Raw genomic sequence first — 24,864 nt, 5'->3', positions numbered from 1 at the left:
TTAGGAGGACAAGCATGACGGCAAACGCAGTTGTAAGAGCACGAATTGAAGAGGGCATTAAGAAAGAGGCGAGTCTTGTTCTCGAGGCCATGGGCTTAACTGTTTCAGATGCATTGAGAATGATGCTCATACGAGTGGCAACAGAAAAGTCATTGCCATTTGAGCCGTTAATGCCTAACGCAAAAACCATTGCAGCCATGCGTGAAGCGCGTGAGAGGCAGTTGATGTCATTTGGTTCTGCCAAGGACTTAATGAAGGATCTGAATGCGGAGGATTGAGCGTACAACTCAATTCAAAAGGGATTACAAAAGAGAAGCAAAAGGAAGGTATCAAGCTGCCATATCAACTATTTTGGTAGAGGCCGTGGAATTCCTGGTAATTGATGAGGCATTGCCTGCCAGGTATTTTGATCATGCGCTTACCGGCCAATGGAGCGATTTTCGGGATTGCCATATCAAGCCAGATCTCATATTGATTTATCAAAAACCCAATTTGGACTTGTTACGCTTGGTTAGATTGGGCTCTCATAGCCAGCTAGGCTTGTAGCTGTAACCCTCACAGCCAATGGGAAAATCCCTCATAAAATGCTAAAATCTTCGCGTTATCAAGACCTTAGCTTGATTTGCTTTTAATAAGAATGACTACTTTGATCTCCAATACCTATTTCGTACGCAACAAAAGATCGTTGATTGCGCTGGCTGCAATCAGCTTAATTTCCTCTGCAAATGTTTATGCCCAGGTTGATGCTGGTGCCTTGCAGCAAGGCTTGGAGCAACAGCTTCCTTTGCCTTCACCACTAGCGTTACCAGAACCCGGCAAGGCAGCCCCCATTCAGCCTGCCCAACCCAAAGAAGGTGAGTTGCGCTTCACGGTGAAGTCATTTGCCATTGAAGGCGTCAAGATTCTTCCAGAGGCAGAAGTGCAGTTAGCCATTCGCTCATGGGTTGGAGTGCCTGTTAGTTTTGATGATTTACAAAGAGCGTGTGATGCGATTCAGAATTTATATCGCAGCAAGGGCTATACAGTTCAAGCTATTTTGCCTCCGCAAAAAATCGCCGATGGCGTTGTGAAGATTTTAGTTACCGAAGCCAAGCTAGGAAAAGTTGTTGTTGAAAATCCGCAAGGACCAACACGCTTTAGCAAAGAGCGCGCTGCCGAGTACATTACTTACGCCAACCCTCAGGGCGATCCACTCAATATGGATAATCTTGAGCGCGCTATTGTGATTCTGAATGAAACTCCAGGTGTTATGGTTTCTAGTCAGCTAGAACCAGGCGATAAAGATGGCGAAACGAATGTACGCGTTCAGTTAACACAACCAAACTTAGTGCAGGGCAGAGTAGAGGCAAACAACTACGGAAGCCGCACTACTGGTGCTAACCAAGGTGTGTTTGCCCTGAACTTAAATGGCCCTTTAGGAATCGGTGACTCCGCTTCAGTCAATGGCATCTTTTCTGAAGGTTCACAGTACGTGCAAGGCGCAATCTCGGTGCCAGGCTCTGAGAACGGCCTCAGACTGGGTTTGGCTGGCACCTATTTGCAATATAAGAACGTTAGCAACTACGCTTCTACTGGTGGCGCTGGTGATGCATGGACAACTGGCGTCAGTGCCGCGTATCCCTTGATTCGTAGTCAGGGCGCTAACTTAAACGGCTCTGTTAACTACGACGTAAAGAGCTACAACAATAGAAATACTATTTCTAATACAACGATTAGCGCTTACAACATCAATAACATTTCAGCGGGTATGTCTGGAAACTTTGTTGATGGCTTTGGTTACGGCGCGGTGAACAGTGGATCTGTGACCGCAATATTGGGCCATTTAGATATCTTGGGTACTAGTATTGCTAACTATAGCCAGTATCCCGTGCCGGGCTCTAACCCCCTGGTATATCAGTTGATTACGCCATCGAACTTTAGTAAGTTAACCTTTTCAGGTAACCGCAATCAACAGTTGGTTGAGGATGGCTCAACAACCCTATACACAGCACTATCAGGCCAATTTGCTTCAACCAACTTGAACTCCGCTGAGCAGTTTTACCTTGGTGGCCCATATGGTGTGCGTGCCTACCCAGTAGCTCAATCTGGCGGTTCCCAAGGCGGCCTCTTTACTATGGAAGTGCGCCACGAATTACAGCCTAAAGTAAACGTATCCGCCTTTTTTGATGCCGGTGTAGTGCAGCAGTACAAATTTATGTACCCAGGCTGGCAGGGTCTTACTAATGCTAACAATACCTATTCACTTATGGGTGCAGGCTTGGGTGTGAAGTGGGATTACGAAGGTTGGAACCTCGGTGCTATGGTTGCCTGGAAAGTTGGTCAAAACCCGCTCTATAACTCCTATGGCCAGCCTGTGAATACCGACGGTACTACGACTCAGCCAAGAGGCTGGATCACTGGCAGCTACAACTTCTAAAACAAGTGATATCAAAAGACCAAAGGCTTAGTTGCCTTTGGCAATAAATTGAATAGAAGGCATGTGTTCGTCGTAGTAGCGCGTTAACTCTACGATCGTATTGAGCCCCAATTTGTTCTTCAGGCTAGCGCGATGCATCTTCACAGTGCGCAAGGTAATGCCTAGCATTTCTGATACTTCTGCTTGACGATGTCCTTTGCCAAGCAAGGCAAGAACTTCTGCTTCGCGTTGGCTAATCGGAATCTGCATCAATGATTTTTCTTGAACGACAGGCTCTTGAGCGCTAGCAATCTGTTCGGCTTTGGCAAATAGCTTTTCTAATAACTGATCAACCTGTGCGCCTGTAAACGGCTTTAATAGAAAATCAATAGCGCCGCCACGCCAAGCATCAATCACATCGCTTTGCTGGGCATTGCCACTCATAAAGATGATGGGGCACTGCACATTCATTATTTTGAGGTTAGATTGAAGTTCAACCCCAGTCATGCCCGGCATCTGGAAATCCAACAGAATGCAGGTCGGCAGACCATCCTCAAATTCAAAGTCATTTAAGGCCTCTAAAAAAGCTTCTGCCGATTCAAAGCCTGAGACTTCGTGTTCCTGGGATAGCCAATCCGTTAAACCTTGGCGGACTGCCAATTCGTCTTCAACAATAATGACTCTAGAATTTTTCATGAATCAGTAGTTTATTCGCTGATGGCTTTAGCCAAAGGGATCTGAATCTCAAATACGGCGCCGCTTGATCCATTGACCGCTGTAATGCTGCCATGATGGCGTTCCATGATGGTCTTGCTAAGCCAGAGACCAACGCCAAGGCCGCCTTGCTTGGTAGTCTTATAGAGCTCAAAAATCGAGGGTAGCAGGGATGGATCAATACCAGTTCCACTATCTTCAATCCGCAAAACGGCGTTCTGTTCGTTTTGGCCAATACTTAGCACAATCTCTCGAGGGCCATTAAGACCTTCGGGGGCAGTAGAGATAGCGTCAATTGCATTATTAAAGACGTTAATCAATACCTGCTGAATCTGTATGGCATCACCATGTACCAGAGGGTCGGTATCAATGCGCTGGGTGAGGGTGATTCTCTTGGACTGGAGGGTGGGCTCCACAATATCCAGGATTTCATGACAGGCTTTATGCAGGCTAAAGGAATGAAACTCATAGTTACGAGAGCTAAAGAGTTGGCGCAGGTTTTTAACCAATTCAGCCAGCTTACCGGATTGGGTGCTGATTTCGTCTAAGGAATTCATTAAAACCGGGTTATCGGACGTTTTAGCAAGCTCGCGTCTAGAGCGGTCAGCCTGCAAAGAAATCGCGGTTAAAGGCTGGCTTAATTGGTGGGCGAGGGAGCTAGCCAGGGCGCTAATACCTATGACCCGGTTGGAGGCGATTAACCCCCTTAAAAGATGGTCTTTTTCCTCAATGGCTTTAGCAAGGTCCCGATTAAGCGGATTTATTGACCAATTTTTGGGGTCAACCCAGGTGATTCGAAGACCAATATAAGACATGTAACGGAATACGCTCATGGTGACATAAAGCGTAAACATGAAGATCACGAAAGTGCTTGGATTGTCTCTTGGAACGATCACTGTGTTTGCGAAATATCCTATGCCGCGCACTACAGAAAAAATGATTAAACCCATTTCAAAAAAGCGAAATGATTTGATGAAACGATTGTTCGCAAGTGATGTATCACTCTTAAATTTACACGTAATAAAAATCGAAATCGAGATGCTCGCAATCACAGTGTTGTGAATGAGAATGATGATTTTTGAACCGAAGTAATGGCGAATTACTTCAATTAAAAATACGTAAATGAGTAGTGCAAAAAGCGAAAAAATATAGCGTCGAATGGCGACATTTTTGGCCAAAGATTGGACACTAAAAAGCACTGCAATTTCAGAGCCAATGGAGAAGAAATTTCCAGCTGCAAGAGTTTCGCTTCTATACCAATCGGGCGAATGATTTTGCATAAAAATGATCGCAGAAGTGATCGCCATAAAGAGTTCTGCAATCAAAAAATACTTAGCAGAATTGTCTAAATTTTTTCTAAATGCACCGTAAATAATGCCACTAGAAACGAGTGTAAAAAGCAGGTATGTGATCGCTAAAGAATTGATTGGATGCATGCTTTTTAAATGGACCTATTGATAAAAATTAGAACTAAATTGGGCTCTTTTTGGAGGGTTTTGGAACTCGGCTAATGGGGTTCAGTTTAACCACCAAAAACGACCTGATTCCCGCTAAAAATTCACCATACGAAAAATAGCCCATTTTCGGCCAAAAACAGGGGGTGTATTTAGCCCATTTATGTACCTAAGTACATTATGAAAAAACCCTCAAATTTCTACAATCGCGCATGGAATATTCCTCTGTAAACGCGTACTAGAACCAAAAGACATCGAAGTGATCCAGGCTGTTATCGCAAAACTCGCTACCCTAAGCGCTGCCTTGTGCAAGCGCTGCGAGCTGCTGCGCGCAGCGATCAACACAGTAGATGCAAGCGTACTACGCAACATCATTGTTGTTGATACAAAAAATCTATTTAGCAAGGTAGAAATTTTTGCAAAGAAATTCTCAATCCAATTACAGCAAAATTTCAGCGCAACAACATTCCAAAAAATCACCGTAAAAAATGGTGTTGAGTTGTGCAAAAAATGCGCACAAAATATTCAACAAATTTTGAGCAAAAAAGCGATTCAAAATTCGCTCAAAAACGCGATTAAAAAAACCACCTTAGCGAAGAGCATTTCGGTAACTTTAATTTTGGCTTTCCAGATGCCAAATGCATTTTCTCAAGTTGCAGTAAATGCACTTCCAACTGGTGGCAAAGTTGTTGCAGGTAACGCAACGATTTCACAAACACAATCTGCGACTGCTGCAACGATGAACGTTAATCAGACATCACAACGCGCAGTGATTAACTGGGATAGTTTTAACGTTGGCAAAAACGCGCAGGTCAATTTCAATCAACCGAACGCGAATGCAGTCACACTCAATCGCGTAACCGGTCCTAGCGCATCTGTTATCAACGGAGCGATGCGCGCCAACGGCCAAGTCATCCTGGTAAATGAAAACGGCGTCACTTTTGGCAGGGGTGCCGTAGTAAACGCTGCTGGGGTGGTCGCTTCCACCATGAATATTGCCGATAAGGACTTCATGGACGGAAAATCGACCTATCAGGGCAATGGAACCGGCAAAATCGTCAATAAGGGCACTATTTCTACTAATGTGGCCGACGGCTACATCGCTTTATTGGCTCCAGAGGTCCAAAACCAGGGCTATGTCCTAGCCACTATGGGCCAGGGCACTGTAGTCATGGCTGCCGGCGAGCGTATTACCCTTAATTTCCAGGGAAATCGCACTCTGGTGGGGGTTAGCGTAGATAAAGCGGCCTACAAGGCCTTAATTACTAATAAACGGGTTGTTGAGACCGATGGCGGCTTGATCGTCCTTGCTGCTGGGGCTGCTAACCAGCTCATGAGCTCCGTAGTTAAGAATACTGGCCGTATTTCAGCTTCTTCAGCCGTAAATAACGGCGGCGTCATTGAATTGGTAGCCAATACCGTCACCCAGGCTGGCACCGTAGAAGCAAACACCACGGCAGAGGGTAAAACAGGCGGTCAAGTGAACTTGGTAGCAAATGACATCAAGATCACCAAAAAATCGACTACTAGCGCTACCGGCACAGCAGGTGGCGGTCAAGTTAACGTAGGTCTGGCTGCAACAGCAGTTTCTGGTGGCACACAAGAAAATGCACAAGTACCGTCAGCTAATACCGCAGAACAAAATCAAGCAGTCGTTGCAAGTAATGCAACAAAAGCGGCAAACACAAAACAAATGGCAAACACAGTGACTGTAAAAGCAGGCGCAGTGATTGATGTCTCCGCAACACAAAACGGTAACGCGGGATCCATTGCGATTTGGTCACAAGTTAAAACGACAGTTGCTGGAACACTCAAAGCAATTGGTGGTGCACTCAGTGGTAACGGTGGATTTGTTGAGACAAGTTCTAAGGGTGCAGTAAACCTCGCGCCAAAAATGGTTGTTGATACAAGTGCTGCAAAAGGTCGCTCTGGTTTATGGTTCTTAGATCCAATTGATTTAATCATTGATGCATCTGCAGCGAATGTGATTTCACTTGCGCTTGCAAACAACAACGTGAGCATTGCTGTGAACGGCAATGTCTGTCCAAGCCTTGGCGGCTGTACGCAAGCGGGTAGTGGGGCACTCACCATTGCGAGTGGTGCAAACATTCTCAAGCAAGGTCTCACACCAACAACATTGACATTAACTTCTTCCGGAATTTTTAATCTCAATGCAAACATCACCGGACAAAATTTAAGTGTGATCATCAATAGTTCAATTGCTTACTTGAACGTTGGTACAAGCATCACTGCTAATCAAGTTACCGTGCAAGCGCAAACTATTTATGCGAATGGCACAATCAATACTTATGCAAGTAATAGCAGTTCACCACTAAGCTCTGCAATCAGTTTGTTAGCACAAGCTTTATATGTGAGTGGCGTACTCAATGCTGGTTCAACAACACCAAGCAACAGCACACCAAATGCATCAGTCACGTACAACGGCAACGTCATTCGCAAAGAAGATTTACCAACGTTCTTGACTGCGCAAAATAATCCAAACAACATCACTGCAACAGCACTCGATATTGTTTACTCGAGCACCGCTGCCAATGATGCAAATGCAAGCACACAAAATAACCAAAGCAATCAAAATAATCAGAGCAATGTCATTAGTTTGATCGCGGCGAATGATTTAACTATCTATAGCTCCGCCCAAATTTTGGCTAATGGCACAACTGGCGGCCATATCACCTTATCAGCACAGCAATTTAATGCCCAAAGTGGATCACTGATCCAGGCTAACGGTAACAACGGCCCCGGCGGCGTAATTGCTATTAACGGCACTGATGTTTATTTAGCGGGAACAGTTGCAGCCAATAGCAGTAATGATGGGCAGGGTGGTTCTTTTGCTGTTACAGCAAACACATTAACAATTGATAACGCAGCAGTAGTGCAAACCAATGGCCAAGCTGGTCCAGGTGGCACGATTACGCTCACATCAAATCAAGACATTCAAATCAACCAAGCGCTGATCAGCGCTAATGGTTACACAGATGGTGACTCCATCACCATCGTCAGCAATGCTGGCAACCTCAACATACAAAACGCACTCATTCAAACGAACGGCTCTACTGGTCGTGGCGGAAGCATTGGTATTGCAGCCTTTAATCAAACCATTCTTGCAAATACAACAGTAGAAGCAACTGGTTTTAATCAAGGCGGAACAATCCTAATCGGCAATGATGCTAAGAATGGCACATTGCCGTTTTCTATTTATACGAGCCTAGATACAAGAACAGCCTTAGGTACCCAGGCATTAAGTGCGGCAGGTGTTGGTGGATTTATTGAAACCTCTGCACACACATTAAATTTACTCGGAACGATTAATGCTGGTCGGGGTGGTATGTGGTTGCTGGACCCTTATAACGTGAGCATTGTTGGTAACGGCACAGCTTCTAGCTCTGGAGACACCGCTACCAACGTTAATGCGGGAACCATTCAAAGTCAGTTGGCGGCAGGGGCAACAGTTACCATTACTGCAACTGGTTCAATTTTTATCTCAGCCAGCATCACCACAAATACCAATGCAGATCTAATTTTTCAGGCTGGTGGTGCTATCACAGTTAATGGTGGCGTTAAGATTTGGTTAAATACTTCAGACAATTCTACCTACACTGCATCAACAGGTACGGGATCGCTCTACATGGGCGGTACAAATGTTACTTCCATCACATCTTCAAATTGGAATGCTTCTTGCAATAATTGTTACGCCACAACAGTCTCTGGCGGTCCAAATGGTGCTGATTATTCAGCGATTAATTTAGGGACGCAAGGTGCTGGCACGGCCGCTGTAGATATTCGTGTTGGCGGTAATTTTGTAGCTGCTGGAAAAAACACTATTAGCGCATCGACCCTTGGCGCCACCTTGTTTTCGGGTTCTAAAATTTATGCTCAAAACGTTTCAATTTATGCAATTGGGACGGTAAGTAGTGCCATGCAACTTGGCTGGGGTAGTGCTACAAGTTTTGATATGCGTGCTACATCAGTAACAGGTAAGATTTTTATTGCAGGTAAATCTGATGTAGGTGAAGGGGTGCGGTTGGTTGGCGCTGAATTGCGGGCACCTACAGTTGAGTTTGTTGGCGTTACCCCAACCAATCAAGTAGGTATCAAGCTTGGTGTGGCTGCAGAAACTTATTATTCAATTTACATCTACACCAATAATTTAAAGCTGACTGCGGATAATATTGAGCTTAACCAGCCCAAAGTTTATGTCTCTACATGTAGCGGGCAGTGCGCTGCAGCGGCTGGATCGAGTTTCGGTTTAAATATTTCTAGCAATAGTACTTCTTCTGACCCAACCTTTTCTTACTTGGGCGGCAGTTCAACAGCGCTACCGATCATGACAATTGGGGCGGTCTCCAATAACTATGGTGGCTATCTTGTTTTACCAGCGGGCACATGGAGTGAGTATTCCTATAGAAGAAGCTCTGCTATGAATATCACCTCAGATCTCACAATTGCAGGTCCGATTAATTTCATTAGCAATAATGGTTCTATCTACTTTAATGCCAATTTAACAACCAATGTTGCTGGCGCTGGTATTTTGCTGAAAGCCGCCAGTTACATTAATAACGAACAAAATAAAACCCTACAAACCAATAATGGCAACATCACTATCTGGGCTGATTCTGATGGAAATAGTGATGGATGGATTGGTTTACAAACAGGCGCTCGACTTAACTCTGCAAATGGCTCAACCAATCAAACCTCTGGCGGCGGCGCCATTACACTAGCTGGTGGTAGCAGTTTTGATATAAATACTGGTCTCCCGACGGGTTATGCCTACGCTGCAATTGGAACTGCATCCTGGGGAGATTCTGTGCCGGCAGGGGTTCAGCTTGCTGCTTTTGGATACGGCACTTCTTCAAATGATATTCGACTCTATAGTGGTGGCGGCAACGTATTAATTCAAGGAAAAGCTGCTGATGGTGCGCCTGGCATTTCTTGGCGAGGTGCTAGCTCAGGCTCAACACAAATTATTAATGCAGGTGCAGGAACAATTACGCTAAATGGCCAAGGCGTTGGAACGGGCCACGGAATTGAGCTTAATTACGGCGGGTCTGGCGGCCCAACACCAGTTTTGCAATCTAGCAATTCCTCAGCTACGGCAATTTCAATTTCTGGAACTACAACCGCCTCTACTGGCGCATATGCGGGTTATCAGGGTTACCTTACCGCCGTTGAAACTGGCACAGGTGGTATTAGTATTACTGGTACAAATACTAGTGGCAATACAAACGGATCAATTAATTCTTCCGGTCTTTGGCTATACGCTGCGAGCGGTCCAATTTCCTTGTCTGGCACTGGCGGTACAGGACTGATTCTTGGCGGCATATTTGGCAATAATGGCTCTAGTGTGGCTAGTAGTACTAGTAATATCACCATCACCGGCAATGCCTTAACGTTTAACTCAACGACTATCAACGCAACTGGTCCATTAACGATTCAATCTAGTGGAGCTAATTTCACCAGCACTGTTGACCTTTCAAACGTCACCATTAGCAATACCTTAAGTAGTATGACATTAGGCAAGAGTGGTAATACCGGTAGCGTGATCCTGGCAAAAAACATTACCACAACTGGCAATCAAGATTATTACGCCCCAATACTTTTGAGTACATCTAGCTGGGTCGATGATTCAACTATCACCTTAAGATCAACTGGTAACGGCCAGATTCAATTCGCGAGCACGATTGATAGTAATGCTGTGGCAACTCCTCTTGGGCTAACAGTTAATGCTGGTTCTGGTGCCGCAATCTTTAATGGAGCAGTCGGCGGAAGCAAGGCTCTAACCAATCTGACGGTTACTGCTAGCGGTGGTATCACTATTAACGGAAACATTACCACCGTAACTGGCTTATCAGACGGTCTGTTATTCGAGAAATTTGATGGCTATATTGGAGCAAACCTCACTTCTTTTAATACAGCCACAAGACAAAACGTTCAAGCAACTGAAGTGGCGGGTGCTAGTGGTGCTACCACTTCTGTAACTAGCACCACCATCAATATTTGTAACTCTGGGTCTTGCGACGATACGTATTCATATCGAGTAACTGGATATTTTGTTCCAAAGGTATCGGGCGTATATACGTTTTCCACTTTTGGCGATGACCCATTCTACTTATTTATGGGTACTCAGGGGCAATCGATTACGTCATTGGTTTCCTCCTTGCAAGCAAACACCAATGTCAGTAATAGCACCACTGGTTATGTCTCCGGCCAGTTCAACTGTTGTGTAACTAGTAACGGCAATACGCCTTCACTGGTCGCTGGCAAGGCATATCCAATTTATGCGTATTTCTCAGAAAATGGAGGCGGAGATGAGTTGTATGTAGCCTTTAAGTTATCAACTTCTGCGAACTATGTTGCCTCTTCAACGGCATCCAATGGTATTGCTGTGTCAAATGGAGCGGGTTATTACTACACAGGCAACGCTTTTGCGGGTGTTAACTTAACTGGACCCGTTACTATAAATAATAGCGCCGTAATTACCGCCCCAAGTCAAAACGTGAATATCACTGGTAACGTATCGGATGCAGGCGCTAGCAAAAACTTAACGATTACCAGCAGCGGTACTACCCAATTCTCCAATATCAATATCACTGGTAACGTCACTGCAAACCAGATTGCCTTAAATGCCAACTTAATGGCAATCACAGGAAATCTAATTCCTGCTACTTCTGCTAGCTTTACGGTAGCCGGCTATGGAACTCTCACAGGCGTAATGTCAGGATCTGGCGCAACGCTAACCAAGCTTGGTCTTGGCACTCTGACTTTGGCTGGTTTAAATACCTACACTGGAGCAACAACCATTAGTGCTGGCACGATTAGATTGGGTCTTGCTAATGCGCTGCCGTCTGCAACAGATTTGACAATTGCATCGGGCGCAGTTTTAGACCTCTCTGGATATTCAGTCTCCATTGGATCTCTTTCTGGGGCTGGCTCAGTTAACTCCACCATAAACCCTTACATCAACAGCAATTTAGTGTTGGCCTTAGATGCGGCAAATCCTGCTTCCTACTCTGGCTCTGGAACTACCTGGAACAATCTCGTTGATAGCTCTGTCAATGCAACCATTATTGGCAGCCCAACATATAGCGCGACCGGCAAGTATTTCACGCTGAACGGTACCAATCAGTATTTTGATTTGGGGAATTCTCAATCACTCTTGCTCAATGGCACATCAAGATTCACGATGAACTTATGGGTCAGCGTCCCAACATTCCAATCTAGCGCATTCATTGGTAGACAAAATTCTGGCAGAGAAGGCGATTACGTTTTGATGTTGAATGGCAATGGAACAATTCAAGCGCACCGTGAAGTGGGTCCAAACTGGGACTTCGCTAGTGCAAATGCAATTACCGCTAACCAGCTTGTTCAGGTATCTATGGTTTACGACGGCGCAACCTTAACTTCCTATATTAATGGCGTATCACAGGGCTCAATATCATCTGGTTCGGTATCCCCCGGCGCTGGTTCGGCATCGAATTTAATGAACACCTTAATTGGTGCTTCTTATAACAACAATGCTGTAAGTTATTTCTTAAGCGGAAATATCTACTCTGTTCAGGTGTACAACACCAACTTGACTGCTACGCAGCTACAAGCTGCTTTAACTCCAGTAACACTCACAGTTGGCGGAAATAACTCCAACACTACTTTCTCTGGAATTATCAGCAATGACACTGGGGCGATTAGTGTTAACAAGGCTGGATCCGGTGCCTTAACGCTTTCAGGCGCGAACACCTACACCGGCGGCACAACAATTTCAGCTGGAACCTTGAAGGTTGCCAATGCTGCAGCGTTAGGTGCTTCATCCTCAGCTGTTTCGGTAACAGGTGGTGCTGTCTTAGATCTCAATGGCATCACCATGACCAATACCAATCCATTATCTTTAAACGGTACGGGTATTAGTAGTGGCGGGGCGCTTACTAATAGTTCGGGTACAGCGGCCACCTATGCCGGCGCAATTACCTTGGCAACGGATACATCTGTTGGCGGCTCAAATGGCAATATCACATTAAGCGGTGTGATTGGCAGTACGGGTGCGCTAACCAAAATTGGATCCGACACCGTTATCCTTACGAACACAAATAACTTTAGTGGTGGCGTTACGATTTCAGCGGGTGCGTTGCAAGTTGGATCTGGTAGTACAACGGGTGCACTTGGAACGGGTGGCGTTCTGAATAATGCCTCTTTAATTTACAACCGAAGCAATGCCATTACAGAGGCAAATATTATTTCTGGAACGGGCTCTGTAACGCAGTCAGGTTCTGGAACTACAACGCTCACTGCTGCTAATAGCTATAGCGGCGGCACTACGATTTCAGCGGGTGCGTTGCAAGTTGGATCTGGTAGTACAACGGGTGCACTTGGAACGGGTGGCGTTCTGAATAATGCCTCTTTAATTTACAACCGAAGCAATGCCATTACAGAGGCAAATATTATTTCTGGAACGGGCTCTGTAACGCAGTCAGGTTCTGGAACTACAACGCTCACAGCTGCTAATAGCTATAGCGGTACCACAACAGTTTCCAATGGAACTCTTGCGATTGGTGGCTCAGGAAGCTTAGGTAGCGGTAATTATTCGCAAGCGCTTACAACGGCATCTGGAGCTATCTTTACCTACTCAAGTTCTGCAGCTCAAACTTTCTCAAACTTAGCGGCAGGCGTTGGTACAGTGAATTTGAGTGGATCAAATACCGTCACACTAAGCGGTGATCAAGCCTTTACCGGAACATTAAACGTTGCTCAGGCAGTTAGCATGACTGCCGGAACAAACTCTGCTGCTGGCGGCTTAGGAAATGCATCGGCAATAAATATTAATAATGGCGGAGCAATAACCATCCTAGCTACTGCTGCAAATAATGGATTTATTGGTAGTCAACTGCATAGCGGTTTAACGCTTACTCTTAACTCTGGCGGTACATTAACTGGATTAGGTGCAAATACTTACCATTTAAATGTAGGTAGTTTAGTGTTAGCTGGTGGAACGCTGGCATGGGGTGGTACAACATCCGCTTGGGGATCCTGGAATTTGGATTCCAATATTACCGTTACGGCTGACTCAACGATTAGCGCCACCGGTATGACCTTAACAAAATCAGGTGGCACATCTCTGAATGTCGCTGCCGGTAAAGTTCTTACTGTCAGCGGAACTTTTGTCTCTACTACTGAGGCAGCTTCATGCGGATGTGATGCAAACCCTCTAAAGATTAATACTGATGGCACATCCACTGGCACCGTCATTTTGTCTGGTGCAAACACCTTTAAGGGTGGAACAACAATTACTGCCGGCACATTATCCGCGAATACCGGCGGAGCAAGTGGTTCTAATATGTCGTCTGGCACTGTTACGCTGAACGGCGGAATTTTGTTTGGCAATACAAACGGAAGTAGCGCCTCCAATGCTATCAGCTTGACAGCAAATTCTACGGTTAGTGGGGTGGGTGCCTTTACTCTGAGTGGCGCAATATCTGCTAGCACCTACATATTGACCTTGAAGGATGTCAATCTCACGGCAACCAATGCTTCAAATGCTGTTTCAACCCTAGTTCTTAACAATGCATCCGCTAACTTTAAGGACAATACGTCTTTAACGGTTAACGCGAGTACGCTTAATGGCAATACAACGCTTGCTACTAACGTCAATACTCAAACTATTACGATCGCCGGTAATATTTCTAGTGCAACTGGTAACTCATTAACGTTAAATGCATTAGGCGGTTTTGTTTTAAATAGCAATATCACTCTTGGCGTGGATGGTAACGTCAATATCTATGCCAATACATCAGGCAACTATAGTGTTAACTTGAATTCAGGTTCCACGCTACAGTCTGTTGGTGGCGCTATTAATATAAATGCTATTGGTACAAGTCATGGAGTTACGCTTAATGACTTATCTGTAAAGATTTTGGCAAGTGGAAATATTAATATCAATAGCGTGACTACGGGTGCTTCTGGAGGCATCGCTTTTTGGGTATACAACAATAGCGGTAGTGGCGGTTCCGTTACATCAGCAAACGGAAATATCACTATTCAAGGCATTTCAACCCAAACTAATACCACTTGGTACGATATCTATTTGCGTACACCCATCATTGCCATCAATGGCTCTGTGAGTATTTCAGCCGCTGGTTACTATGGCGGGATTTACTTTGATTTCAGTGGCTCTGTAAGCGCAAAAAATAATATTGACATTATTGGTTATGGCGCTCAATCAAATGGTTATGGCGTTAACTTCACAGTGGCTGGGCCAGCAATTACAGTAAATGCAGGCGGCGTATTAAGATCAACGAATGGCAATATCACTGTATCTGGATACTCTGCATATGACCAGGCCATTCGCGGATACGATAATAATCCTAATATCGTTGCCTTGGCCGGGAATATTACGTTCCAAGGCGCCACCTTATCAACTAATACTTGGAATGCAACCGGTGGTTCTGACACTTACAGTAGCGCCAATACGGCTGTTGCAACAGCTGTAACAAATATAACTGCGGCCATTGCTGCAACCCCAACAAATTACGCTGTCAGTGGATTTGCCGCTGCTAAACCAGGTTATGCAGCAACCGGTTATAACTGGGGTCTCATATGGACAGGTGGCTTATATGCGGTGAATAATCCATCAACCATTACTACTATTGCTCCAACGAGTGGTGGCGCCATCTCTATTAATGCTCAAGAAATTTCAACGAATGCTAGCGCCTCAGGAATTTACTTTATAGCTTTGAATAGCATTGCTCCAAAGATATACGCATATGGCAATCTTTCTCTAACGGGTACGGCTGCTTATGCTGGTGCCAATAACTCTGGCGGCTCCTATGGAATCATTAACTGGGTAGGGGGTGCGACTAATTCTTACTTTAGATCCTATAACGGTTCCTTGAGTATGACTGGATATACCTATGGCGCTGCAAATACTTTTAATAATGTGAGTCTCGGCGGCGCTGGGGTTGCTTTTTATGACTCTTATATAACCTTGATGGCTAAACAAGATGTCACGATATCAGGTACAAGCTCTCAAGGTTTAGGTATTTATTCAATGGTGAGTGACAGTGGCACGGCTGCAGGGCGTGGTGTTACATCTGAGTCCGGCAGTGTTTTTGTGAACAGCTTGAATAACAATAGTAACTACTGGAGTAATCTCTGGCGCTTGCCAACCAAAGCCGCTAATAGCATCACCATTAGCGGTGCTGGTGGTTACGGTCTATCTAATGACTACTATGCCTCACTAACGACTACCTCGGGAGATATTAATCTGATTGGTTACGCTAGTTCTGGCACCGGTCTTTGGTTAAATAGTAATGCTGGCTACAACATGAGCGCTGGCGGAAACGTGATATTTTCTGCGAAATCCATATCTGGCAAAGCCATTGATAGTAGTACCACTATCACCAATAATTCAGTAACTGCTGGCGGAGCAGTTACTTTCCAAGGCGCAACAATTGCTAGCGCTACTTTATCAACGGATATTACGAATAATACTTTTGCTACAGCGGATTCAGCGAATCGAGCCAATGGTACAAGTGGTGTTTATTTCGCCGGAGCTATTTCTGCTGGAACCGGTGTGACGGTAGCCTCTACCGGTAGCTTAACGCTTGCAGGAGCGCTCACTTCAACCGCTGGTTCAATCAGCTTGACTGATTCTAGTGGGGCTGTAAATTTATCCAATAACATCACAACCAGCGCTGCTGGTGCAAGTATTTTTGTTCAGTCCTATGGATCAATGTATGTAACGGGCACTGAAACATTCCGCACTAATAATGGAGGCGTAACGCTTGTCTCTGATTCTGCTGGGGCAGGCAATGGCGGCGTTAATGTCCAAACGCTCACGATTAATACTTATGGCGGGAATTTATTTATTGGCGGTGGCGCTCTTACAACAGACGCAAACGGTGTTGTTACTGACACGGGTTACGCTCAAGGCCGTACCTCAACTCAGTCTGATGGCTTTAATGCAAGTGCTGCAATCAACTTTAATACGGCAGGTGGAAATATTTCTATTAAGGGTAAATCGGGGACCTCTAGTTCTGGCGGTGGTTCTGGTGCCCGCGGTATTTCATTTGACCGTAACGTCACAATTAATAGTGGAACTGGCACCATCTACCTCAATGGCGTAGGCCAATCTAATAATGCTGGGGATTACACCTCAGGCATTCTGTTTGTCTTTGATGCGGGCTCATACACACAAACAATTACATCTGCCAATACCACAGCTAATGCGATTCAAATTATTGGTAATGGAGCAACTGCAGCTAACAATAGCTGGAATTATGGGCTGATGTTCTATAACTCTGGCAATACTGTTATAGCGGCTACCGGTGCTGGTGGTGGCATAACACTTCAGGGCACCAGAAATACAGCCGGCATTCAGGACGACATGTATTTTGGTGGCACTAACTACATTCTGGCTAATTCTGGCCCAATTAATATTCTAGGGACTACTGCAGCTGGTCGATTGAGGCTTGGGAATGCTAGTGCAGGCGTTTTTAATATTGGAGCATCAACAGCCGCTGCCGTTACGACTGCTTTGGGCTCATCAGCATCTGCGGTGGCTACATCAAGCAGTAATGTCACAGTTAAGTTTGATCAATGGAGTTGGTGGACGAATAGCAATGGCAATAGTGCTGGTACTGCGTTTGATTTTTACAATTCTGGAACTCTTTCAATTTTGCCGGTGTCAGCTGCCTCGGCTCAAGGTATTTCAACCAGCTGGTGGAATTTTGTAAGTGGCAACAACTTAACTGGCCTAACAATTGGCGCCGCTTCTGTTGCAGGTGTAACAATGCCAACTGCTACAAAGATTACGATTAATTCGCCAATCTCAATTAATGGCCCCGTTGCGTTAACTGACGGCTCAATAGATGTAACTAGCACTGTTTCAACACCAGGGGCAATTACGCTAAATGCCGTAAACGGCGACGTGAACTTTAGTAATGGCATCACCATTACTGGTCTTGGTAACGGTTTGATGGCAAAGGCTACTGGACATGTATTAACCGCAACTGGCCTTACATTCCAAACAAATAAAGCACCAATCACGTTCTGGGCAAATTCTGCTGCGGGTTCTGCTGGCAGTATTGAGATCAGCACCAATAACACCTTTAATTCCACCAATGGATTAACAACCAACAATTTAAGTGGTGGCGGGGCAATTACTTTTGCTGGTGGTGCAGATAACGGCAGTGGATTGCCTGGCGGTTATGCTATTGGCGTTGGCGCACAGCCAATAGGCGGAACTACTTATTATGCATCTGGCGTAAGCACGCAAAGTGGCTTGGCTATGTATTCTGGCGGCGGAAATATTCTGATGCAAGGTCAGGGTGCCAATATCCTCAACATATCAAATGCAGACGGCATCAATATTGCAACCGGCACGATTAATTCTGGTCAGGGCACAATCTACTTATCTGGTAGAGGCGTAGCAACTGCAACTAGCACTGGTTATGCATATGCAATCCACCTGAATTCAGGTGGCGATGCAAGCTCAACAACAATTTTTTCTTCAAATACAACTGCCAATGCGATTCAACTTATTGGCGACTCCAGTGGATCAAGCTCAATTAATTCATCTGGAATTATGATTTTTTACAGTGGAAGCGCTGGTACTGGAGCTATTGGAACCACTATTGCGGCAACGAATGGTGGTGGCATCACTTTAACCGGCAAAGGAACATCCGCAACAACTGGTAACGCGGGTGGCTATGGTAATGGCATCGATATCAACAACGCTCGTATCTTGGCCTCTTCTGGCGACATCACCCTAAATGGCTATGGCAATTCAACAACCTATGGAATTTCAATGGGCGGCCGAACCCTTACCGGTAATGCGGTTACTTTGGGGCAAGCTGCAGTCACTGTTGGCGGCGTCAGCATGGCAAGTAGTACAAGTGCCATTAACCTGAATGCAGATTCAATCATTGCCAATGCAGGGGCATCAACAAGCTGGGCCGGTAATGTGGCAAGCTCAGGCGCGCTAACTATTCAGTCTATTAGCAATAGCTTTAGTTCTGCGCTAACTTGGCCGGTTTCAGGGCTAACTTTAAGCTCCAGTCTCTCTGGCTTGACGATTGGCAAATCGACCAATACTCAAAACATCACCATTGGATCGGCAACAAGCATTGCTGGCCCGATCAAGCTATACGGTGGCAACATTACTATTAATGGAGCACTAACTGCAACCGGCACCAATACGATTTGGTTATACGCTTCAGGCACAGTAACTGATGGGGCTAGTGGTTACCTCGTAGCAGATAAATTGGCCCTAATTGGCGGCATCGTTACCCTGGATAACACCAGCAATAATATTGGCACTCTTGCAGGCCAGTCACTCACATCGCTTACCTATGTGGATAGTAATGCGCTAACAGTAGGGGTTGTAAATCCGACTGGCGTCGCAGCAACTGGCCTTATCAGCATTTCAACGGTCAGTGGCAACTTAACAATCAGCGAAGACATCACCACTAGCAGTACTGCAAGTAATGCGATCATTCTTAATGCATCTAGTGCCACAGCTGCTGGAACCAGTTCTGGTGGTGACATTATTATTACAACTACATCTGGCAGCACTACGCCTGCCCTCACTACAGGTGCTGGTGGTCGCGTGACCATGTACTCTGGTAGTGTTTCTGGCAGTACAGGATTAACATCGCTTGTGACCTCAGGTTCTGGCCGCTTCCGTTACTACAGCGACGAGACAACTACAAATTACACAACAACTCTCTCATCGGGGATGTATGCAATTTATCGTGAGAGACCGGTTGCCACTATTGCTGCTACCAGTCAATCAATCACTTATGGAGATTCACTGGCTCTGACTGGAACTACTACCGGTTTGGTTAATGGTGATGTGGGAGCTTATTCAGTTAGCAGCCCTTTATATTCTACTTCGAGCACTCTCAAGGTTGGTACTTACACTATTGTGGGTGGCGGACTTACACCTTTGGGTTATAACGCTACTGCAACCAATGGCACCCTGACGGTTACACAAAAAGCCGTAACAATTTCTGGCTTTGCAGTTTCTGACAAGGCTTATGACGGTGGCACAACGGCAACCGTTACAAATGCAGGCACTGTAAGTGGCAAGATTAGTGGTGATGCTGTAACAGTAGCTAGCGTCTCTGCAGCATTTACCACTAAGAACGCTGGCTTGCAAAATCTCATCATTACCGGTGGAACTCTCAGTGGTGCTGATGCCGCAAACTATACATCCTCTATTTCTGGTTCAACTACCGCGACAATTAATCCAAAGGCGGTGACATTAACTGCTCCAGTCATTAGCAAGACATACGATGCAACCACTGCATTTACAACAACAGCAGCAAACTTAACATCTCTTAGCTCACAACTTGGGGTATCAGGCGATACAGTTACCGCTGCAACTCTGTCTTTTGCCAATAGCAATGCAGGAACGTCTAATAAGGTGGCAAACGTTAGCGGCGCAACTATTAGTGATGGTAATAGCGGCAATAACTATACGATCACATACGCAAGTAATTCAACCAGCTCTATCGCTAAAGCCTCTTTAGCAGTCGTCGGCGCCAATAGCAGCGCAACCTATACCGGCCAAGCACAAACCAATAGCGCAGCTACCGTCACTGGCGCGCAAGGCACCGATAGCTTTACGGTAGCTGGTTATGGCACCGGTACGAATGCCAGCGCAACAGCGTACGCCGATACCTTAGTAGCGTCTGCTGCCGGCTCTACCTTGGCAACCAACTACAACATTAGCTACACCAATGGTGGCATCACCATCGGTAAAGCAGGCTTAACGGTGACTGCAGACAATAAGACTAAGGTCTACGGCGATGCTAATCCAGCGCTCACTTACACCATTACCGGTTATGTGAACGGGGAGAGCGCTAGCGTGATTACTGGCGCGCCAACCATCAGTACTACTGCTAGCGCAACAACTAACGTCGGTACTGCAACGATTAGCGCAGCGGCCAATAACCTGGCAGCAACCAACTACAGCTTTAGCTACGCTAATGGCAGCTTAGCCATTACTGCTGCGCCACTAACCATTACTGGTGCTAATAGCAACGTTACTTACTCTGGTGTTGCACAAACCAATAGCGCAGCAACTGTATCCGGTCTTAAAAATAGCAATAGCTTTACGATCACCGGTTATGGCGTAGGTACCAATGCCAGCGCCACAGCGTACGCCGATAACTTGGTAGCCACACCAGTAGCTGGCACACAAGCGACCAACTACGCTATTACTTACACCAATGGTGGCATCACCATCGGTAAGGCGAACGCGACTGTCACAGCCAATAGCGCCAACCCAACATACAACGGCCAAGCCCAAAGCGTGACTGGCTTTACTGCAACAGGTCTCGTAAATAGCCAAACCATTGCGGTCTTGACTGGTGTGACTGCTAGCGGCGCTACGGGTACTAATGCCGGAACTTACACCAATACCGTTACCGGTACTGACAGCAACTACAACCTGACTTTAGTGAATGGCGCCTTAACGATTGCTAAAGCCAACGCGACGGTTACCGGTAATGGCGCTAGCGTGACTTACAACGGTAATGATCAAAGCGTCTCTGGATTTACCGCAACAGGCCTTGTTAATAATGAAAGCGCAGCAGTGCTTGCTGGCGTGACTGCTTCTGGTGCTACTGGTAAGAACTACGGTAACTACACCAATACCGTGACCGGTACTGATAGCAACTACAACCTCACACTGGTGAACGGCACCTTAGCAATCGCTAAAGCCTCTTTAGCAGTCGTCGGCGCCAATAGCAGCGCAACCTATACCGGCCAAGCACAAACCAATAGCGCTGCTACCGTCACTGGCGCGCAAGGTACCGATAGCTTTACGGTAGCTGGTTACGGAACAGGTACTAATGCCAGCGCAACAGCGTACGCCGATACCTTAGTAGCGTCTGCTGCCGGCTCTACCTTGGCAACCAACTACAACATTAGCTACACCAATGGTGGCATCACCATCGGTAAAGCAGGCTTAACGGTGACTGCAGACAATAAGACTAAGGTCTACGGCGATGCTAATCCAGCGCTCACTTACACCATTACCGGTTATGTGAACGGGGAGAGCGCTAGCGTGATTACTGGCGCGCCAACCATCAGTACTACTGCTAGCGCAACAACTAACGTCGGTACTGCAACGATTAGCGCAGCGGCCAATAACCTGGCAGCAACCAACTACAGCTTTAGCTACGCTAATGGCAGCTTAGCCATTACTGCTGCGCCACTAACCATTACTGGTGCTAATAGCAACGTTACTTACTCTGGTGTTGCACAAACCAATAGCGCAGCAACTGTATCCGGTCTTAAAAATAGCAATAGCTTTACGATCACCGGTTATGGCGTAGGTACCAATGCCAGCGCCACAGCGTACGCCGATAACTTGGTAGCCACACCAGTAGCTGGCACACAAGCGACCAACTACGCTATTACTTACACCAATGGTGGCATCACCATCGGTAAGGCTACGCTGGCCATCACAGGAACTCAGGCTTATAACGGCACAACAACCTTTAATGCAGCTAACCTTGTGGCATCAGGTGTAAATGGTGAAACTTTCAGCCTTACAGGTTCTGCTGACTTATCGACCAAGCATGTTCAGACTAATCAACGTCTTCTCAATATCAATGGCTTAAGCTTAGCCCCAGTAGGCGCAGCTTCATTTGCCAACTATGAGCCGGTAACTGTAGCGAATACGACTATTTCTGTAACAGCCTTGCCAATTTCTCTCAGTGCGCCAACGATTACTAAGGTGTATGACGGCGGTTATACCTATAACGTCACTACAGCCGATCTAGCAAATATGTCGGCTCAGTTGGTAGGCGGCGATAGCGTAACATCTGCATCTGTTTCCTTTGCTTCTAGTACTGCTGGAAGCAATAAACAGGTTAACTTGCTATCAGCAGTAATCAATGATGGCAATGGCGGGGCAAACTATAACGTTTCATTGGCCAGCTCTAGCACTAGCGTGATTTCTAAAGCGGCATTGAGTATTTCAGCAACCAATGACGCTAAGTTTGTAACGATTGCCGATACCTCTGGCTATGCAGGAGCCATCATTAATGGCTTTGTAAACGGTGAGACTCCAGCTAACCTCGTAGGTTCGTTGAGCATTACCAGAACCAATGCTAGCCAAAATGGGGTAGGTAACTACGTAGGTGTATTGCAGCCTGGCGGCTATACATCTCCAAACTACAACATCACCTATACCAATGGTGACTTCACCATCGTTCCTGCCCAGACATTGTTGATTCGTGTGACTTCTGGTGTGCCTGGTAACTTTGCCAATCCAGCAACCGTAACCTACGGTAGCGCACCTAGCTACCATATTACTGCTCAGTATTTGCCGTTGACTGGACCAGCGGTGAACCTTACACCAATTAATAACGGTCTCATTACGATTAACGATGGTGCTGGCGGCTCTGTAGCGTTTGCATTATCAGCTGCTAATGCCGTCATGAGCCGCGCTGGTTATTTATCAGTAGGTGCCTATAACTTAGTGAATACAGCCACCACCATTACTGGTCAGAACTTCCTATCCATGATGGTAGTAGGCTCCTTAACTGTAACTCCGCTACAGTTGTCATCAGCCGATTTGGGTATCGCAGGCATTACCAAGGTTTATAACGGTAGCGCAGCTATTAGTGGAATTGCACCGAATATCAATCAATTAAGCAGCGCGATTCTGCCAAATGATTTAGTGGCGATTTCTGCGACAGGCCAATTTAATAACCAGAACGTTGGCGCTAATAAGCAGGTATCGATTAATCTATCTTTAAGCGGTGCCGATGCAGGTAACTACAGCCTATCTAATACCCAGGTAACTGGCAATATCGGTACGATTACTCAGCTCTCTAGCGTCACCTATGTAGGCGCAACTGGCGGCAACTGGTCCAATGCGGCAAACTGGGCAGGCGGCGCCATTCCAACCTTGAGCAACGTAGCCAACGTCATTATTCCAAATGGCATCACCGTCAACTACGATAGCGTCGCTGTTGGGCAAATTGGCAGCGCTATTAGTAATAGCGGTGTGATTAACTTCACTGGCGGCAATAACTTTAACTTTGCTAATGCAGTCTCTGGTTCTGGATCCATTAGTCTGTCTGGCGCTGGCATTACGACGATTTCAGGAAACAATACGTATTCTGGTGGCACCAACATCAACACTTCTAAGTTAATGATTGGCTCTACTAATGCATTGGGTTCAGGATCAATCACCTCTAATGGCGGCTCAATCGCACTTGACCCATCCATCACTATTCCAGCGCTGACTGTCAATGGTCCAGTTACCTTAAGTAGTGATATTCGTACGCTCGGCAATCAAATCTATAACAACACAGTTACATTGGGTGCAGGTAGTGCGGTAGGTGGCGTGGTCACACCAATGTTGCTCAAATCAGATAACGGCAACATTACATTTAATGGTCGTTTGCAGGCCGGCACATCTTCATTTGCCAATAAGCAATCTTTGGATATCGAGGCTCTCAATGGTCAGGTTGTATTTAACGACACCGTTGGCGCATCTACTACCAATCCTGATGGCTCAAGAGTGCTCTTTAGTAACGCGTTTTTCCAAGGCCCAAATATCTATAGCTTGAACGTTAAAGCCAATACTATTCTTGCAAAAGCAGATATCACCACTTTTGCTAACCAGGCATATTGGGGTCGTGTGCTGATCGGTGATAACGGCAGCAATGGCCTGACTCGCATCATGCTCTCAGAAGATCCAAGCGTGGTCTTTAACGGTACGGTAGATGACGTTGCGCCTAATACCCATCATTTGATCGTAGAGGCTATTACTACATCTATTCCAGCTAATGCATCAGAAATGCCAGTAGTCCAATTTATTGGCAATGTTGGCGACCTCAATCCGCTGGCAAGACTGACCGTAAGAACGGGTTATCAAAATCAAAATGTCGCCGATGCGCCAGCAATCGCCCAAACCACCACCAATATTGGTCGCATCGAGCACGCAGAGATCACCACCTATGGACCGCAGTCTCTTGTTTCAGATTCAACAGGAGATGCTAGCCGTCGTCATGAGATTAATTGGCAGCCTCCAGTTGTGGCAAATACTATGGCCATCTACCAACCAGTTGAAGCAATTACAGCTGGTGTATTACAGATGACATATAACGGGCCCAAAGATTTTGATCTGCTCCTCATGATTGGCAAGCAGTCTAGCGGCGCTGGGGTTTCGGTAACCAGCCCAGAAAATAACTGTAAGTCTGAAGAGGGCTGCGCTGCTATTCAATCTCTATAAGCTACATTGAGCAAGCTTGGTAATATTGAGTAATA

At 46.0% G+C, this 24,864-nt stretch carries 6 protein-coding genes; 4 read left to right on the top strand and 2 right to left on the bottom strand.

Going from position 1 to position 24,864, the window contains the following annotated elements; all coding sequences use genetic code 11:
* Window positions 1-14: 14 nt before the first annotated feature.
* The 3 genes from C2745_RS05615 (at window position 15) to C2745_RS05605 (ending at window position 2,416) form a co-directional block, all read left to right on the top strand.
* Window positions 15-278 (top strand): type II toxin-antitoxin system RelB/DinJ family antitoxin, encoded by a 264-nt coding sequence (locus C2745_RS05615; protein WP_215383402.1) that lies wholly within the window; start codon window positions 15-17, stop codon window positions 276-278.
* Window positions 265-546: a type II toxin-antitoxin system YafQ family toxin gene (locus C2745_RS05610; protein WP_215383401.1), complete on the top strand. Its 282-nt coding sequence runs from the start codon at window positions 265-267 to the stop codon at window positions 544-546. Before C2745_RS05615 ends, C2745_RS05610 begins: the two co-directional genes overlap by 14 nt.
* Window positions 547-637: 91 nt before the next feature.
* Window positions 638-2,416 (top strand): ShlB/FhaC/HecB family hemolysin secretion/activation protein, encoded by a 1,779-nt coding sequence (locus C2745_RS05605; RefSeq protein ID WP_215383400.1) that lies wholly within the window; start codon window positions 638-640, stop codon window positions 2,414-2,416.
* A gap of 27 nt (window positions 2,417-2,443) precedes the next feature.
* Here the strand turns inward: C2745_RS05605 and C2745_RS05600 are convergent, their stop codons facing one another.
* Both C2745_RS05600 and C2745_RS05595 read right to left on the bottom strand, forming a co-directional pair.
* Window positions 2,444-3,091, bottom strand: a complete 648-nt coding sequence (locus C2745_RS05600; protein WP_215383399.1) for a response regulator transcription factor — start codon at window positions 3,089-3,091, stop codon at window positions 2,444-2,446.
* An 11-nt stretch (window positions 3,092-3,102) separates the two neighbouring features.
* Window positions 3,103-4,545, bottom strand: a complete 1,443-nt coding sequence (locus C2745_RS05595; RefSeq protein ID WP_215383398.1) for a sensor histidine kinase — start codon at window positions 4,543-4,545, stop codon at window positions 3,103-3,105.
* Between the two features lie 277 nt (window positions 4,546-4,822).
* Here C2745_RS05595 and C2745_RS05590 point away from each other — a divergent pair, with 277 nt between their 5' ends.
* Window positions 4,823-24,829 carry an MBG domain-containing protein gene (locus tag C2745_RS05590; protein ID WP_215383397.1) on the top strand — a complete coding sequence of 6,669 codons (20,007 nt, stop codon included), beginning with the start codon at window positions 4,823-4,825 and terminating at the stop codon, window positions 24,827-24,829.
* Window positions 24,830-24,864 lie beyond the last annotated feature (35 nt).

Origin of the sequence: Polynucleobacter sp. AP-Kolm-20A-A1, from assembly GCF_018688315.1 — a bacterium.
Lineage (GTDB): Bacteria > Pseudomonadota > Gammaproteobacteria > Burkholderiales > Burkholderiaceae > Polynucleobacter.
Note: the sequence above shows the minus strand (reverse complement) of the source record. Positions and strands in the feature narration are given on the sequence as shown.